General features: G+C 64.3%; 16 protein-coding genes and 1 riboswitch. Of the genes, 8 read left to right on the top strand and 8 right to left on the bottom strand.

From position 1 onward, the window contains the following. Window positions 1-163: 163 nt before the first annotated feature. Window positions 164-1681: a sodium/proline symporter PutP gene (gene putP, locus art_RS08670; protein WP_038464078.1), complete on the top strand. Its 1518-nt coding sequence runs from the start codon at window positions 164-166 to the stop codon at window positions 1679-1681. A gap of 102 nt (window positions 1682-1783) precedes the next feature. Here putP and thiE read toward each other — a convergent pair whose 3' ends face one another. Then, window positions 1784-2443 (bottom strand): thiamine phosphate synthase, encoded by a 660-nt coding sequence (thiE, locus tag art_RS08665; RefSeq protein ID WP_038469397.1) that lies wholly within the window; start codon window positions 2441-2443, stop codon window positions 1784-1786. A gap of 44 nt (window positions 2444-2487) precedes the next feature. Continuing rightward, window positions 2488-2610: riboswitch (TPP riboswitch) on the top strand. On the opposite strand from thiE, the gene thiO reads away from it, so the two are divergent. The 4 genes from thiO (at window position 2605) to art_RS08645 (ending at window position 5660) form a co-directional block, all read left to right on the top strand. Beyond that, the gene (gene thiO, locus art_RS08660) at window positions 2605-3855 is read left to right on the top strand and encodes a glycine oxidase ThiO (RefSeq protein ID WP_253901529.1); all 1251 of its coding nucleotides are present in this window, start codon (window positions 2605-2607) and stop codon (window positions 3853-3855) included. (Overlaps the previous riboswitch by 6 nt.) 9 nt (window positions 3856-3864) lie before the next feature. Further along, window positions 3865-4104: a sulfur carrier protein ThiS gene (gene thiS, locus art_RS08655; protein ID WP_038464075.1), complete on the top strand. Its 240-nt coding sequence runs from the start codon at window positions 3865-3867 to the stop codon at window positions 4102-4104. 75 nt (window positions 4105-4179) lie between these two features. Beyond that, entirely contained in the window at window positions 4180-4980 is an 801-nt protein-coding gene (locus art_RS08650) for a thiazole synthase (RefSeq protein WP_038464072.1), read from the top strand. Between the two features lie 23 nt (window positions 4981-5003). Then, window positions 5004-5660 (top strand): 4a-hydroxytetrahydrobiopterin dehydratase, encoded by a 657-nt coding sequence (locus art_RS08645; protein ID WP_038464069.1) that lies wholly within the window; start codon window positions 5004-5006, stop codon window positions 5658-5660. A 158-nt stretch (window positions 5661-5818) separates the two neighbouring features. On the opposite strand, the gene art_RS08640 is transcribed toward art_RS08645, so the two are convergent. The 6 genes from art_RS08640 to art_RS08615 form a co-directional block, all read right to left on the bottom strand. Further along, window positions 5819-6124, bottom strand: coding sequence for a hypothetical protein (locus art_RS08640; protein WP_038464066.1), 306 nt, complete (start codon window positions 6122-6124; stop codon window positions 5819-5821). Window positions 6125-6171: 47 nt separating this feature from the next. Then, window positions 6172-6396 (bottom strand): DUF3107 domain-containing protein, encoded by a 225-nt coding sequence (locus art_RS08635; RefSeq protein ID WP_038464062.1) that lies wholly within the window; start codon window positions 6394-6396, stop codon window positions 6172-6174. Between the two features lie 58 nt (window positions 6397-6454). After that, window positions 6455-7093 carry a TetR/AcrR family transcriptional regulator gene (locus art_RS08630; protein ID WP_052136148.1) on the bottom strand — a complete coding sequence of 213 codons (639 nt, stop codon included), beginning with the start codon at window positions 7091-7093 and terminating at the stop codon, window positions 6455-6457. A gap of 258 nt (window positions 7094-7351) precedes the next feature. Beyond that, window positions 7352-8155 (bottom strand): MetQ/NlpA family ABC transporter substrate-binding protein, encoded by an 804-nt coding sequence (locus art_RS08625; protein WP_038464057.1) that lies wholly within the window; start codon window positions 8153-8155, stop codon window positions 7352-7354. A 72-nt stretch (window positions 8156-8227) separates the two neighbouring features. Further along, the gene (locus tag art_RS08620) at window positions 8228-8929 is read right to left on the bottom strand and encodes a methionine ABC transporter permease (protein WP_038464053.1); all 702 of its coding nucleotides are present in this window, start codon (window positions 8927-8929) and stop codon (window positions 8228-8230) included. Beyond that, window positions 8923-9906, bottom strand: coding sequence for a methionine ABC transporter ATP-binding protein (locus tag art_RS08615; RefSeq protein WP_038464050.1), 984 nt, complete (start codon window positions 9904-9906; stop codon window positions 8923-8925). Before art_RS08615 ends, art_RS08620 begins: the two co-directional genes overlap by 7 nt. 411 nt (window positions 9907-10317) lie before the next feature. On the opposite strand from art_RS08615, the gene moeB reads away from it, so the two are divergent. Next, a complete protein-coding gene (gene moeB, locus art_RS08610) occupies window positions 10318-11520 on the top strand; it encodes a molybdopterin-synthase adenylyltransferase MoeB (RefSeq protein WP_038464047.1) in 1203 nt (400 codons plus the stop codon). 60 nt (window positions 11521-11580) lie between these two features. Next, window positions 11581-12567: an SDR family NAD(P)-dependent oxidoreductase gene (locus tag art_RS08605; RefSeq protein ID WP_038464044.1), complete on the top strand. Its 987-nt coding sequence runs from the start codon at window positions 11581-11583 to the stop codon at window positions 12565-12567. Between the two features lie 58 nt (window positions 12568-12625). Here the strand turns inward: art_RS08605 and art_RS08600 are convergent, their stop codons facing one another. Continuing rightward, the gene (locus art_RS08600; protein WP_038469391.1) at window positions 12626-13996 is read right to left on the bottom strand and encodes a glutamyl-tRNA reductase; all 1371 of its coding nucleotides are present in this window, start codon (window positions 13994-13996) and stop codon (window positions 12626-12628) included. A 164-nt stretch (window positions 13997-14160) separates the two neighbouring features. On the opposite strand from art_RS08600, the gene hemE reads away from it, so the two are divergent. Next, window positions 14161-15216, top strand: coding sequence for a uroporphyrinogen decarboxylase (gene hemE / locus art_RS08595; protein ID WP_082000202.1), 1056 nt, complete (start codon window positions 14161-14163; stop codon window positions 15214-15216). The last annotated feature ends 51 nt before the right edge of the window (window positions 15217-15267 follow it).

Here is a 15267-nt window from a genome sequence, read left to right as displayed (position 1 = left end):
TCATGAAGCCCGGGTGCGGCGCGCATGAAGGAATTCTCTATCAATCTTGATACGGTGTACGCACCAGTCCCACTATTGGCGCGTACTCTTTGCGAAGTTGCGCATCCCCGGCGGATGCCATCGATGATCCGATGAAGTGTCACAGAACGCAAAGGAATACCAAGTGTCAGACAATATTTTTCAATTACTCGCCATCGGCGTTTATATGGCGGGAATGCTCGCCATTGGCTACTTCGCCTTCAAAAAAACGGACGACCTGGACGACTACATGTTGGCCGGGCGCGATCTCAAGCCAGGTGTTGCCGCTCTCTCGGCTGGAGCTTCAGATATGTCGGGCTGGCTCATTATGGGCCTCCCCGGGGCCATCTACCTGTCGGGACTGGTCGAGGCATGGATTGCCATTGGGCTGACCATTGGCGCCTGGCTGAACTGGAAGTTCGTCGCGCCAAGGCTGCGTTCTTATACGATGATTTCGCAAAATGCCATCACCGTCCCCAGCTTTTTTGAGAAGCGGCTCAAGGACAATTCACATCTGCTCCGCATCACCGCCTCCGCCGTTATCCTGGTGTTCTTTACCTTCTATGTGTCCTCGGGCATGGTGGCCGCCGGCAAGTTTTTTGAGGGTTCCTTCGGCTGGTCATATCTGCTGGGCATGGGCGTCGTCACTGTCGTCACTTTGACATACACGCTCTTTGGCGGGTTCATTGGGGCAACACTGACCGACGTGGCCCAAGGACTGCTCATGTTTGCCGCCCTCATCGTGGTCCCGGTGATTGCCGTCATTCAAACCGGTGGCGTCGGCGCAACCGTGACGCGCCTGCAAAGCATTGACCCCGACACGTTGAACCTGTTCAAGGGCTTTGGCGAGGGAAACAGCCTGGTGTGGATGATCGGAATCTTTTCCACGGCCGCATGGGGGTTGGGCTACTTTGGACAGCCGCACATCATTGTCCGCTTCATGGCGTTGCGTTCCCCGCAAGACGCCAAGGCCGGCCGTCGGATCGGCATTGGCTGGATGTTCTTGACCGCGGCCGGGGCCGTGAGCACGGCGTTGATCGGCATTGGCTACTTTGCCGACAACCCCGACTTGACGTTGGCGGACCCGGAAACGGTGTTCCTGAAATTGAGCCAGGTGTTCTTCCACCCGTTCGTGGCGGGCCTGGTCCTGGCAGCCGTGCTGGCCGCCATCATGTCCACCATTTCCTCCCAGCTCATTGTGTGTTCCTCGGCGCTCGTCGAAGACCTGTACAACATGACAGGACGGGAGTCCTCGGCCAAGAAACAGGTGATTCTTGGCCGCCTGGGCGTGTTGGTGATCGCCGTCATTGCAGCCACCATTGCCTTGGACAGGAATGCAAGCATCCTGGAGCTGGTGTCATTTGCCTGGGCCGGCTTCGGTGCAGCGTTCGGCCCGATTGTGCTGCTGAGCCTTTACTGGCGCAAACTCACGGCCAAGGGCGCCCTCGTCGGCATGATTGTGGCGACGGTGACGGTGTTTGTGTGGGGCAAGACGCCAGTGCTGCATGACGCGATGTATGAAATCGTGCCCGCATTTATCGTGAACCTGCTGGTCGCCGTCATTGTTTCCCGGTACACCTACAAGGAGAACTCCGTGATCGAGGGCGAATTCGACGCCATGCTGGAAGATTCCGCCCCGAGCAAGGTCGCAGCCAACAGCTGAACCGGGCGGGACGGCAGCGCCGGTTTCCGGAACGGGGATGGATTTTGAGGTCGCCCAGCGACCGAGGAAATCTTACTGCCCGCGAGGAAACCGACGCGGACGCTACCCCAGCGCAGGCAGGCGGGAGAGCAAGGCCTGGGCGGCCGCCGTCGGATCTTCGGCGTGGGTGATGGCGCGAACAACAACAATCCGGGAAGCTCCGGCGTCGACCACCTGGTCCACAGTGGACAAATCCACCCCTCCGATCGCGAACCACGGCTTCGTCGTGCCGAGCGAGGCGGCGTGTTCCACGAGGGAGAGCCCGACGGCGGCCCGGCCCGGTTTGGTGGGGGTGGCCCACAGCGGGCCCACGCAAAAGTAGTCGGCCTCGGAGGCTGCCGCGGCGGAAGCCTGAGCAGGATCGTGGCAGGACAGCCCGATTGAAATCGCAGGCCCAACGAGCGAGCGGGCGGCCGGCAGTGGCAGGTCCTGCTGGCCCACATGGAACACGGGGGCTCCGCTGAGCGCGGCGATGTCGGCCCGGTCATTCACGGCCCACAACTTGCCAAACTCGGCCGCAACGGAGCGCAACACAGCAAGTTTTTCCAGCTCTTCGGCAGCCTCGATGGACTTGTCGCGCAACTGGATGATGTCCACACCACCGGCATACGCCGCCCGTAGGAAATCGGCAAAGTCACCTTGATCGGCGCGGGAATCCGTACACAAATACAGGCGGGCGGAGGCCAGGTCGGGGACAGCGGACGGTGCGGCGGAAGCGGACATGGCGTCATGGATGGCAGAAGTGCTGTGCATGTCTCATAGACTAGTGCAGTACCGCGGGAGCCAGTGAAGCTGGCTGAGAGGGCGCCGACTACGCCGACCGATTGCGCCTTGAGGGCGCGGAACCTGATCCGGATCATGCCGGCGTAGGGAAGGAGAACATTGTGGCACCCTCCGTGCCTTTGCACTTGAGCCCCGACAAATCAACCACCGGGGTGGCCGTCATCGGCGGCGGCATCGTGGGACTCGGCATCGCCTGGGAGGCCCAGCGTGCCGGCCACACAGTCACCGTGATCGACCCGGCCCCCGCCACCGGCGCCACTTTCGCGGCCGCTGGCATGCTGGCCCCCGTGAGCGAGCTCCACTACCAGGAAGAGCAACTCCTGGACCTCACGCTTGCCGCCGCCGCCCGCTGGCCCGACTTTGCCGCATCCCTGGCCGGCCCCGGTGTTCCGGGTACCGGATTTCGTACGACGCCGACCCTCGTCGTGGGTGCCGACGCTGCGGACCGGCGCGCCCTCGCCGAGCTGCGGGACGTCCAGCGCCGGCACGGGCTCGAGGTCGAGATGCTCACGATCAAGGCGGCCCGGGCGGAGGAGCCGCTGGTGGGCCCGCACATTTCCTGTGCCTTCCGGATCGTGGCCGACCACCAGGTGGACCCCCGCGGAACTGCTGCTGCCATCCGCACCCGGCTGGTCGAGGTTGCCGCTCATCGGGGCGAGTCGGATCCCTTCATTGGCCAGGGTGCTGCGGGACTGTTGTGGGACGGCAGGGGAGTCGAAAAGCGGAGGCGGGTGACCGGCGTCGTGCTTGCCGACGGCACGGAAATCCATGCCCGGGAGGTGGTGGTGGCCAACGGGCTGGACGCCCCGAAACTCCACAACCTGCCGGCTGGGCTCGAGCTGCCGCTGCGCCCGGTGCACGGCGATATTCTGCGCCTGCGCGTGCCCGAACACCTGCGGCCGCTGACCACGGCCACGATTCGCGGCCTGGTGCGCGGGCTCCCCGTGTACATTGTGCCGCGCGAGGACGGCACCGTGGTCATCGGCGCGACCAGCCGCGAGGACCACGGTGCCGGGGTCAGCGCCGGGGGAGTGCACCAGCTTTTGCGCGACGCCCAGGTGCTCCTGCCCGCCGTCGCCGAACTTGAACTACTTGAATGCACGGCCCGCGCCCGCCCCGGAACGCCGGACAACGCCCCGCTGCTGGGCCGGGTCGCAGCTGCCTCGGGGAAGGACATCCAGGGACTCATTATCGCCACCGGGTTCTTCCGGCACGGCGTGTTGCTGACCCCGATCGCCGCCTTGATTGTCCGCCAATTGCTGGGCGACATTACCGACCTGGCCTGGACGGGCTTCCGCCCCGACCGCTTTTCCCCCTCACTCCGCCCGGCACTCGCCGGCCCCACCGCGTAGGAGCATGCCATGCACACGATCGAACTCAACGGCACCACCCAGACCCACCCGGCAGGCACCACGGTCGCCGACCTGGTCACCGCCACTACCGGCCGGGCGCTGCTTCCCACCGGGCAGGCGGCCGACGGTGGACGGTTGGGTGTCGCTGTAGCCCGCAACTCGGCCGTGGTGCCGCGCAGCCAGTGGGCTGCCACCGCCGTGGAAGACCGGGACGACCTGGAGATTGTCGCCGCAGTGCAGGGCGGCTGAGATGACTGCCCAGGATGCTTCTTCCGCCCCTGCCGCCCACACCCCACATACGCCCCACGACCGAAAGTGAACGCCATGACCGAAACCCTGACCCGCAATGACGCCCTGGTGATCGACGGCGTGGCGCTGCAATCCCGGCTCATCATGGGCACCGGCGGCGCCCCCAGCCTCACCGGTCTGGGTGCCGCACTCATCGCCTCCGGCACCGAACTGACCACCGTGGCCATGCGCCGCTACTCGGTGGATGAGGCGGCCGGCGGCGGAACAAACCTGTTCAAGCTGCTGCTGGAAAACAACATCCGCATCCTGCCCAACACGGCTGGCTGCTTCACCGCCCGCGAGGCCGTCATGACGGCCGAGCTGGCCCGCGAAGCCCTCGAGACAGACTGGGTGAAACTGGAAGTCATCGCCGACGAACACACGCTGCTCCCTGACGCGCTGGAACTGGTGGAGGCAACGGAGGCGCTGGTCAACCGTGGTTTCAAGGTGTTCGCGTACACCAATGACGACCCGGTTCTGGCACTGCGCCTGGAACAGCTGGGTGCGGCCGCCGTCATGCCGTTGGGGGCCCCGATCGGTACCGGGCTGGGCATCCTGAACCCGCACAACATTGAGCTGATCGTCTCCCGCGCCTCCGTGCCCGTGGTGCTCGACGCCGGCATCGGCACCGCCTCCGACGCCGCCCTGGCCATGGAGCTCGGCTGCGACGCCGTGCTGCTGGCCACCGCCGTCACCCGCGCCCAGAATCCGGTGGTCATGGCGGAGGCCTTTAAACATGCGGTCATCGGTGGCAGACTGGCAGCACAGGGGGGACGCATCCCCAAACGGGCCCATGCACTGGCGTCGTCGGCGATGAACGGCCGCCCTGATTTGTAACCGAATACCCTAAGGAGCCTGCCATGGCTGCGAACGATGTTTTGACCAGGGACCAAATCGACACTGAACTGGCGGCGCTGCCGGACTGGACCCTGGGCCTCGGTGCCCTGCGCACGGTGCTGAAGTGTCCGACGTCGGCCAGCGCCTTGGACTTGTTCGCCGCCATCGGGGCGCTGGCCCAGACAGCGAACCACCACCCCGATGTGGACTGGCGCTACGACCACTTGTTCGTGACGCTGACCTCGCATGACGCCGGCTCCAAGGTGAGCGCGCGGGACACTTCCCTGGCCGGGGCAATATCGGCACGGGCCAAGGAAGCCGGTGCCGTGGCACGCCCGGAGTTGCTGCACACTGTTGAAATCGCCATTGACACAGACGATGCCGATGCCATTGCGGACACCTGGCAGACCGCACTGGGATACCGCACGGCCGCCGATGGGGCGCTCGTGGACCCGTTCGGCCGCGGTCCGTCCGTGTGGTTCCAGAAAACGTCAACCCCGAACGACAACCGCTTTCACCTTGATGTGACGGTGCCATACTCCCAAAGTGCCCGGACCCTTTCAGGGCTGGAGTCAGCAGGGGCGTCCCTGGACCATGGGGCCGCCCCGCGCTTCGTTGTGGCCACCGATGTTCAGGGCAACAGGCTGTGCGTCTGTACCGAAAAGGGCCGCGACGCGTAAACCTCGGGGTGCAGAAATTCCATAGTTCGTGAAAAATGCCGCCGTTTGCCGGAAATGCCATGGATCAAACCATGGCATTTCCGGCAAACGGCGGCATCTAAGGTGCCTCAGGCGCAAAGGCGGGACGGGCGCGGTGGTGACGTCCCGCCGTCGAACATTTAATGCATTTGCAGAATCTGGTTGGTCCGCTCAACCTGCCGGGTGTGGCGGGTGCGGCCCACAAAACCTGCGGTGGCCCAGGCAGCCGCGCCGCCAACCACCATGGACAGGATCCAGGGGATCCACGCGGTGCCGGCATTGTTGTCCAGACCAACGGCCATGGTGATGATCCACACGAGCAGGGCAGCCACCACGGCCACACCGGCCGGCAACAGGGCGCCGAAGGTGTGACGGTACTTGTCAACGGCCCAGGCAATGGCACCAAAAGCGCCAGCCGTCAGGGCAATAATGACCAATGCAACCATGAAGTGAGATCCTTAGCCTTGGACGAATCGTGGAGTTTTGTGCCGGTTTAGAGTGCGCCGAATCCTACGCTGCGGGCCTTCTCGCCGCCCAGTTCAACGTACCCGATGGTGCTGCCGGGAACAATCACCAGACGTCCCTTTTCGTCCTTCAGACGCAGCTCGGTGCCCTTGGCCAGTGCCTCGGACACCAGGGCGGCAACGTCGTCCGCGCTTTGCTCGGACTCAAGGACAATTTCACGGGTGATGTGTTGGATGCCGATCTTGATTTCCACAGTTGTCTCCTTGGGTGCAGACCTATAAGTATGTACAAACCACTCTAGGGGCAGGTGGTCAGGATTCCTTGGGGAAGCGGCTAATTCCGCGCCAAGCTAAACGGTAGACCAGCTCGCTGGCAACATCGATGTCCAGGTCGCCCTTGGCCTCGAGCCAGTAGCGGGCGCTGACCTGCGCCATGCCGGCCAAGGCGCGGCCCAGCAGGATTGCCTCAACCGGCGGCAGCTTGGTGTCTTCGGCAATGACCTGGCCGATGGCGTCGGCGTAGTCTGCGTTGAATTTTTCCAGCCGGGCGGCCACCTCGGGGTCGTTGACAAGGTCGGACTCGAACACCAGCCGGTGCGCCTGGTCGTCGTTGGCCATGAACGTGAAATACGCCTTCATGGTCGCGTGGACTCGGAGCTTGTTGTCCGTGGTGGAGCTCAGCGCCGTCACCAGCATGTTGGTCAGGGACTCCAGATGCGCATCCAGCAGGGCCAGGTACAGGTCCCGCTTGCTGGGGAAGTGCTGGTAGAGCACCGGCTTGCTGACCTTGGCGGTCTCCGCAATTTCATCCATCGCGGCCCCGTGGTAGCCGTGGTTGACAAACACTTCAAGGGCGGAGGCCAGCAACTGGGCCCGGCGTTCATCGCGGGGCATGCGGCTCGGCTGTGTCTTGGGTGCAGGACGTTCCTTGGCGGCTGGGTCCAAAGTCATGGCGGCTGCCTTTCTCTCCGTAGCCCGTGGCTGGTGCATGGGGTCGTTGTGTCATTCTACCGGCCGGTAATGCGCCGACGGGAGCAGCCAGGGCCGGACGGTGGGCGCAAGTCCCGGGTGCCGAGGCCATTGGCGGGGCGGTGGCGTTTCCACTCACTTGGATGTGGCCCGAATCTGGCAGGGACATCAGCAGACCACAAAAGGGGGCCGCCTGTCGCGACACCCCCTGTGCACACCTAAGGGTCGGTGCGAAAAAAACTAGGACGCGGGGACGACCAGACCCTTGAACTCGGTCTCGACGAAGTCCTTCATGTCCTGCGAGGTGAGCACCTTGAAGAGCTTCTGCACGCGGGGATCGTCCTTCATCTCTGCCCTTACGGCGAGCACGTTGTAGAAGGGGCTGTCTTCGCCCTCCACCAAAAGCTGCTTGTCCGAGCTCAGGCCCGCTGGCAGGGCGAAGGCCAGCGTGACGATCGCCGCGTCCTTGTCGTTGAGTGCCTGGGGGAGGCTGGCGTTCTCAATCTCCGTGAACTTGAAGTTCTTGGGGTTGGCGGTGATGTCCTTCAGTGTGATGGGGTTCTCCTTGACCTCGATCAGGCCTTTGGACGCCAGCAGCAACAAGGCGCGGCCTTCATTTGTGGGGTCGTTGGGGATCGCGATGGACGCACCCTCGGGCAGGTCGGCAAGCGCGGCAATCTCATTGGAGTAGAGGGCCATTGGGGGCAGATACACCTTGCCAACGCTGACCAGATCCTTGCCGGCAGCCTTGTTGTAGGTCTCCATGAACGTGGTGTTCTGGAATAGGTTGGCGTCGATGTCGCCGTCGCTGAGTGCCGCATTGGGAGTGTTGTAGTCGCTGAATTCCTTGTAGTCGACCGTTAGCCCTTCCTTCGGGGCAAGCTCTTCGGACACGTGCTTGAGCATGTCGCCGGCCGGGACGGCGAGTGCCCCCACCTTGATGGTGTCGGCGGCGGAAGAGTCGGAGCCCGTGCCGCAGGCGGTGAGTGCGAAGACGGCGGCTACGCCGACGGCGGCGGCCTTGAGGAAGGTGGAACGGATCATGGTGATTCTTTCGATAGAGAGGTGTCCGCATGCGCGGATTGTTCCGGCACATGCACAGTTGAGGTGTGGTCCCTAGCGGTGCGAGAGGCGCCGCGCAGCAAAGTTGCCCAAGGATTGGAACAGCTGGACCAACAGGATCAGGAGGATGACCACGGCGAACATGTATTCGGGGCTGTAACGCTGGTATCCGTAGCGGAAGGCGACGTCGCCCAGACCGCCGCCGCCCACGGCACCGACCATGGCCGAATAGCCGATGAGCCCCACAATGGTCGTGGACAGGCCCAATGCGATGGCGGGCACCGCCTCGGCCACCATGACCTTGGCAAGGATCGTCCAGCGCGTGGCGCCCAGCGATTCGGCGGCCTCGATGAGCCCGACAGGCACTTCACGGATGCCGATTTCCACCAGCCGGGCGAAGAAGGGAATGCCGGCAATGGTCAGCGGAACAATGGCGGCCGTGGGGCCGATGAAGGATCCCACGATCAACCGCGTGAACGGAATCAGGAGGATCATCAAGATGATGAACGGGATGGACCGGCCCACATTGACCAAAAGATCCAGCACCCTGTTGATGACGATGCCCAAGGCGCGACTGCCGAAGGGCTTGGCAAGCAGGCCGCCGGCTTCGGTGGTCACCAGCACCACCCCTGCGGCAAGGCCGAAGATCACGGTGAAGAGCAGGCTGACGCCCACGGTGTACAACGTTTCGCCGGAGCCCTGCAGGATGGTCTCGAAGAGGTCGGTCCAAAAGGACGGGTCATTGCGGTCTAGCATCCGATTACCTCCACAAAAAGTCCTTGGCTGCGCAGATCGTCGATGGCTGCGGCGACGTTTTCCTGGGCGCCGGGCAGTTCAAGCCGGGTCCTGCCCGTTTGGTGCCCGTGGATGGTTTCGATGGCAGCACCGAGGATGCCCACGTCGATGCCGTGTGTCCGGGCCAGCTGTGCGATGACCGGGCGGTCGGCTGTGACGCCGTTGAAGGTGATCTCAATGATCGTGTTGCCGTTTTGCGGAATCTCGCCGAGCGGGAAAAGGGCCTGCCCCAACAGGGACTTCTCGGTTGTCAGCAACCCCTCGACGGAGCCTTGCTCCAGGATCCTGCCTTGGCTCATGACAGCGGCGGAATCGCAGATCCTCTTCACCACATCCATCTCATGGGTGATCAGCATGACGGTCAATCCCAATTCCCTGCTGAGTTCGCGGATGAGGTCCAGGATCTGGCGCGTGGTCTCAGGGTCCAGTGCGGACGTTGCCTCATCGCTCAGGAGCACCGACGGTTTGGACGCAAGCGCGCGGGCAATGCCGACACGCTGCTTCTGGCCGCCGGAGAGTTGCGAGGGATAAGACGTGGCTTTGCCTTCGAGTCCAACGAGTTCCAGGATTTCCGCGACGCGCCTGCGCCGGGCACCGCGGTCCATGCCGGTGATTTCCAGTGAGAGTTCCACATTGGACTGGACCGTCCGGCTGCTCAGCAGGTTGAAGTGCTGGAAAATCATGCCGATGTTGTGGCGGGCCGAGCGCAGCCCCGCGCCCTGCAGGCGGCCGATGTCTTGTCCATCGACGGTGACGGTGCCGCTGTCTGGGCGCTCCAGGGAATTGATGGTCCTGATCAAGGTGCTCTTGCCGGCGCCGCTTTGGCCTACGACGCCGAAAATCTCGCCCTTGGCGATGTTCAGGGAGACATCGTCGAGTGCGTGGACAGCATTGTCCCCCGAGCCATAGCTCTTGCTGATCCGGTCAACTGAAATCATGTTGCTCCTGTTCCCGTTGATAAATTCGGCGTGTCCCTCCGGGGCACTCAGACAGTGCGCACCGCACAAAATTCTTGCAAATGGCGGATGGCGAAGCAAAATCAGAACTATCGCAGGCTTAGGGGTGAAATTACGGCATTTAGTTCATCCAAAGTGCCGGCATTGAAGCGGTTGGGGCCACCGGGGCCGGCAATGCCCGGATAATCATCAACTCGGAGACGGTCGTCTTGCGATGAGACCTTCCCCACAGGGCTCGGCAGGCGTTGCGCCGGCGAAGGTCTCCTCCGCGGAGGGCCAACACCCGCACTCAACGCCCAGGGACAGAGGTGTCTTTATTCCCGAGCCGTCAGCACCGCCGGGCAGCAACCAAGGGACTGGCCACTTGAGCGGGCACGCCCTAGATTTATAGGTATGGTTTCCTTGATCCAGCCCTTGAAGTCCGCCACACCCCAGTCACTGCCGCCCCTCGTTGAGCCCGGCCCGCCCCTGGCCCCCGAGGAACTGGAACGGTATTCCCGCCACGCGCTGATCCCCGAAATTGGCTTGGAGGGCCAGCGCAGGCTGCGCAACGCCCGAGTGCTGGTCATCGGCGCCGGAGGGTTGGGCTCCCCGGCCCTGCTGTACCTGGCCGCGGCCGGGGTGGGCACGCTTGGCATCATTGACGACGACAGCGTTGAACTGAGCAACCTGCAGCGCCAGGTCATCCACGGCGTGTCCGACATTGGCCGCACCAAGCTGGAATCCGCCCGCGACTCCATCCTGGAACTGAACCCGGGCGTCAACGTGGTGCTGCACCAGATCCGGTTGGATTCCTCCAACGCGCTCTCGCTGTTCGAGGACTACGACATCATCCTGGACGGGGCAGACAACTTCGCCACCCGCTACCTCGTCAACGACGCCGCGGCGTTGCTGGGCAAGCCCTATGTGTGGGGTTCCATCCTGCGCTTCGATGGCCAGGTCAGCGTCTTCTGGGACAAGTTCGGCCCCAATTACCGCGACCTCTACCCCGAACCGCCGGCCCCCGGCACCGTCCCCTCCTGCGCCGAAGGCGGCGTATTCGGCATGCTGTGCGCCTCGATCGGGGCCATGATGGTCACCGAGGCCGTCAAACTCATCACCGGCATCGGCCAAACACTCCTGGGCCGGCTCCTGATCTTCGACGCACTCACCTCCCGCTGGCGCGAAATCCGCATCGCCAAGGACCCCGCCGCGCCGCCCATCACCGAGCTCATCGACTATGAGGTGTTCTGCGGGATATTCCCGCCTTCTTCCGAGAACGACGGCGATCTCATCTCCGCGGATGAGCTCGCCTCCCGCCTGGCCCGCCGAGAGGCTGGTGAGGACAGCTTTGTGCTGGTGGATGTGCGCGAGCCGGTGGAATTCGAGATCTCCAAGATTCCTGGTTCCGTGCTGATTCCCTTGGGAGGGATCCGTGAAGGTTCCGCGCTGGGACTTCTGCCCCACGGGGTTCCCTTAATACTGCATTGCAAGGCGGGCACCCGCTCGGCCCAGGCCTTGGCGAGCCTGCGCGCGGCCGGGTTTGCCGACGTCGTGCATCTCGCAGGGGGTATTGATGCCTGGGCCACTCGAGACAAACGCGGCGCGCAGGAGTAAATTGCGCACAAGGGCTCCCTCGCGCCATGGAGGGACCGGCACTTAAAGAAGAGGCGCATCATGAGACGTGTGGACATTCAGCCAACCCCGCAAAAGCCCATTGATTCGGGGTTTGGCCATGACACCGCGGCGGGCTCCGTGGTTGAGGGCATGGACCTTTCCGGGTGCGCGGCCATTGTGACGGGCGGTTATTCGGGGCTGGGGCTGGAGACGGTGCGCGCCCTGGCCGGAGCAGGCGTCAGTGTCACCGTGCCGGCGCGGCGCGCGGATCATGCGCGCGGGGTGCTGGCGGCGGCCGACCTCGGCGGTGTGGCGGTTTTTGAGATGGACTTGGGTTCTCAGGAGAGCGTGAAAAGGTTCGCCGCGGGCTACCTCGATGCGGGGCAGCGGCTGGACATTCTTATCAACAATGCCGCCATCATGGCCTGCCCGGAAACGCGGGTGGGGCCCGGCTGGGAGGCTCAATTCGCCACGAACCACCTGGGCCATTTCACCCTCACGAACGAGCTGTGGCCGCTGCTGTCCGACGGCGGGGCGCGCGTGGTTTCGCTCTCATCCACGGGGCACAAACGCTCCGGCATCCACTTTGACGACCCCCAGTTCTTAAGGGGGTACGACAAATGGGAGGCGTACGGACAGGCGAAAACAGCCAACAGCCTGTTCGCCGTGGAGCTGGATGCGCGCGGGGCCGGGGACGGGGTGCGGGCCTTTGCCGTGAACCCGGGCGGCATCATGACGGGGCTGCAGCGCCACCTGACCCAGGAAGAAATGATGGCTGCCGGCTGGATGGACTCCGCCGGAACAGTGCGCAAGGGTTTCAAGACTCCCGAGCAGGGTGCCGCGACCTCCGTGTGGGCTGCGACCTCGCCGCTGCTCGACGGTCGCGGAGGCGTGTACTGCGAGGACTGCGACATTGCCGCACCCACGGACCCCGCCTCGGAGCTGGCCCGCATTGCCGGAGTGGATGCGCACGCCGTCGATCCTGACAGTGCGCGGAGGCTGTGGGACCTTTCGGCGGAACTGACCGGCGTTAACGCGTTCGGCTGAGTCCAGCCCGGCCGGAGTGTGGGTGTGCAGGGCCGGGTGGGCGGGCGAACCTGGCAGCTCAGGCGCTGGCTTCGGTGTCCGATGCCGTTCCGGCGGCGGCCACAGCCGTGCCGATGGTGTCGGCGGACAGCTTCAATCCGTAGAGGACGTCCAGTGCGGCCACATAGCTTTCCGCGTCGCCGGCCGCGGCCAATTCCTTGGCCCTGACGGTGGGCACATGCAGGAGCTGCTTGACCATGCGGCGCATGGCGAACTCCACCTCGGCTGTGGCAGCGGAGCAGCCGTGCTGCTTGCGAACCTTGGCAAGTTCGTCGTCGAGCACGGCCATGGTGTGTCGGCGCAGGGCCACGATGGCATGGTCCAGGGAGCGGGAGTTTTGCGACTGCTCAAAGTTGTCCGTGGCCTCGGCGACCAGCGCCGAGGCTTGAACCAGGGTCGCTTCCTGTTCGGCGGGGGCTGCCTGGCGGACAGTTTCCAAGGTCAACAGTTCGACGCCGGGCAGCTCGGCAACGTCCGGGGCAAAGTCGTGGCTCAGCGCCAGATCGATGACCGTGAGTTGGGGTGAACCGTCATGGCGCAGCGGTGCCAAATCCGACTTGGAGACTTGATGGTCCGATCCGCTGCAGCCCACCAGCAGGGAGGCGTTGGCCAGGGCCTGCGCCAGGGTGTCGTCGTTGAGTGCCGTGCCGCCCCGGGACGCCACAAAGATGTCAGCACGGCCGGAAGATGAGAACACCGAGATGTCAGTACAGCCGCGCTCCATGAGTTGTGCCATGGCAGCACCGGCATAAGCGCCGGTGCCAAACAGGACAGCCGACTTGCCGACCAGTTGGCGGAAAGCCCCGGCAGTTGAGGCAATGTTGGGGGGAAGTGCCCCGGAAGGTGAGGGAACGTTGTGAAGGTCGGTGGCGAGGTCAAGAGCCACGGAGACGATCGACATGCCGCGGCGCCCCAGTGCCGTTTGGGAACCCACGTCCTTGGCGGTTTTGGCGGCGGCCTGGAACAGCCTGACAAGTGAAGGCGTGGTGACGCCCTGGTCCTGGGCTGTGCTGAGCGCGCGGCGCACCTGGCCGGCGATTTCCCGCTCACCCACAACGGCCGATTCGAGCCCCGTGCTGACGGCAAAAAGATGGCGCGGAACCGCGTCGGCGTGCAGCGTGGTCAGGGCCTGGGAAACCTGGGATTCGGCCAGGCCGGAATGCCTGCTGACCGCTTCGATCGCCGAGCTGCGTGCTGCTTCAAGCTCTTCACCGCTACGGGCATGGACATAAAGCTCGTAGCGGTTACAGGTTGCCAAGGTCACAAGGCCGGCCACGGCATTTTGGCCGGCAACAAGCTCAGCACTGACAGCCGCGGCCCCGGCGCTAAGGCGGGCAACGGTTTCCAGGTCAAGGGCGGTGTGCGAGGCAACGAGAGAAAAGAGAACCACAATTTCAACATGGTAGACCCCCAACCTGATGGTTTATGCACAGGAAGTTCAAAAGCGTCACCAAGCATGTGTGATGCTGCTTACGGCGGGCCGCAGGGCGGCGCCCTCCTGCGGTGACAACTTGTGCACAAAATATGCCCAGATTCGCTCTGTATGGTGGTGCCATGACACTGAGCCCAAACCACCCGTTGATGGATGGTCGCACCGAAAAGTCCCCGCTGATCACCGCCTACAGAGGTGGCAAGCCCAGCCGCCGCCCCGTCTGGTTCATGCGCCAGGCAGGCCGCTCGCTGCCCGAATACCGCGAATTGCGGGTGGGCACCACCATGCTGGAATCCTGCCTCAAGCCGGAAATGGCCGCCGAAATCACGTTGCAGCCGGTCCGCCGCCACGACGTTGACGCCGCCATCTTCTTCTCCGACATCGTCATCCCGCTCAAGCTGGCAGGGGTGGGCGTCGACATCGTCCCCGGCGTCGGCCCGGTCCTGGATAAGCCCATCCGCACGGCCGAAGACATCGCGGCCCTGCCCGAGCTGACGGATGAGTCCCTGGACCCGATCCGCGAAGCCGTGGCGCTGACCGTGCAGGAACTAGGCAGCACGCCGCTGATCGGCTTCGCAGGTGCGCCCTTCACTGTGGCCGCGTACATGGTTGAGGGCCGCCCGTCCCGCGACCACATGGGCCCGCGCACCATGATGCACGCCCAGCCCGAACTCTGGACGCAGCTCATGCGCTGGGCGGCGGACGCCTCCGGGAAGTTCCTGCGCGCCCAGATCGAGGCCGGCGCCAGCGCGGGCCAGCTCTTCGACTCCTGGGCGGGGTCCCTCAGCCTTGCCGACTACACCAAATCTGTGGCCCCGGCGTCGGTCATTGCCTTGGACCATGTCCGCGACCTGGGCGTGCCGCTGGTCCACTTCGGCACCGGCACCGGCGAACTCCTCGGCGCCATGTACGACGTCGGCGTTGACGTCATGGGTGTCGATTACCGGCTCCCTCTGGACGAGGCGAACCGCCGGCTCGGCGGCACGGTGCCGCTGCAGGGCAACATCGACCCGGCGCTGCTCAGTGCCCCGTGGGAGGTGCTGGAACAACATGTCCGCGAAGTCGTCGCGGCTGGCTCCGCGGCGCCCTCACATGTGGTGAACTTGGGACATGGCGTGCCGCCGGAAACGGACCCGGCCGTCCTGACTCGACTCGTTGAGCTGATCCACTCGATCTAGCGCATCGACCGCCAGGCCCACCGCCAACTTGCACCAGCCGTAAGGGGACAC

The sequence above is a fragment of the Arthrobacter sp. PAMC 25486 genome, assembly GCF_000785535.1.
Lineage (GTDB): Bacteria > Actinomycetota > Actinomycetes > Actinomycetales > Micrococcaceae > Specibacter.
This window is presented reverse-complemented; position numbering and strand designations above follow the sequence as displayed.

Coding starts and splice junctions, on each gene's coding strand:
- thiE (WP_038469397.1), bottom strand. CDS start 2,443: ATGTCCGCTTCCGCCGCACCGTCCGCTGTCCCCGACCTGGCCTCCGCC.
- thiS (WP_038464075.1), top strand. CDS start 3,865: ATGCACACGATCGAACTCAACGGCACCACCCAGACCCACCCGGCAGGC.
- art_RS08650 (WP_038464072.1), top strand. CDS start 4,180: ATGACCGAAACCCTGACCCGCAATGACGCCCTGGTGATCGACGGCGTG.
- art_RS08645 (WP_038464069.1), top strand. CDS start 5,004: ATGGCTGCGAACGATGTTTTGACCAGGGACCAAATCGACACTGAACTG.
- art_RS08640 (WP_038464066.1), bottom strand. CDS start 6,124: ATGGTTGCATTGGTCATTATTGCCCTGACGGCTGGCGCTTTTGGTGCC.
- art_RS08630 (WP_052136148.1), bottom strand. CDS start 7,093: ATGACTTTGGACCCAGCCGCCAAGGAACGTCCTGCACCCAAGACACAG.
- art_RS08625 (WP_038464057.1), bottom strand. CDS start 8,155: ATGATCCGTTCCACCTTCCTCAAGGCCGCCGCCGTCGGCGTAGCCGCC.
- art_RS08620 (WP_038464053.1), bottom strand. CDS start 8,929: ATGCTAGACCGCAATGACCCGTCCTTTTGGACCGACCTCTTCGAGACC.
- art_RS08615 (WP_038464050.1), bottom strand. CDS start 9,906: ATGATTTCAGTTGACCGGATCAGCAAGAGCTATGGCTCGGGGGACAAT.
- moeB (WP_038464047.1), top strand. CDS start 10,318: ATGGTTTCCTTGATCCAGCCCTTGAAGTCCGCCACACCCCAGTCACTG.
- art_RS08605 (WP_038464044.1), top strand. CDS start 11,581: ATGAGACGTGTGGACATTCAGCCAACCCCGCAAAAGCCCATTGATTCG.
- hemE (WP_082000202.1), top strand. CDS start 14,161: ATGACACTGAGCCCAAACCACCCGTTGATGGATGGTCGCACCGAAAAG.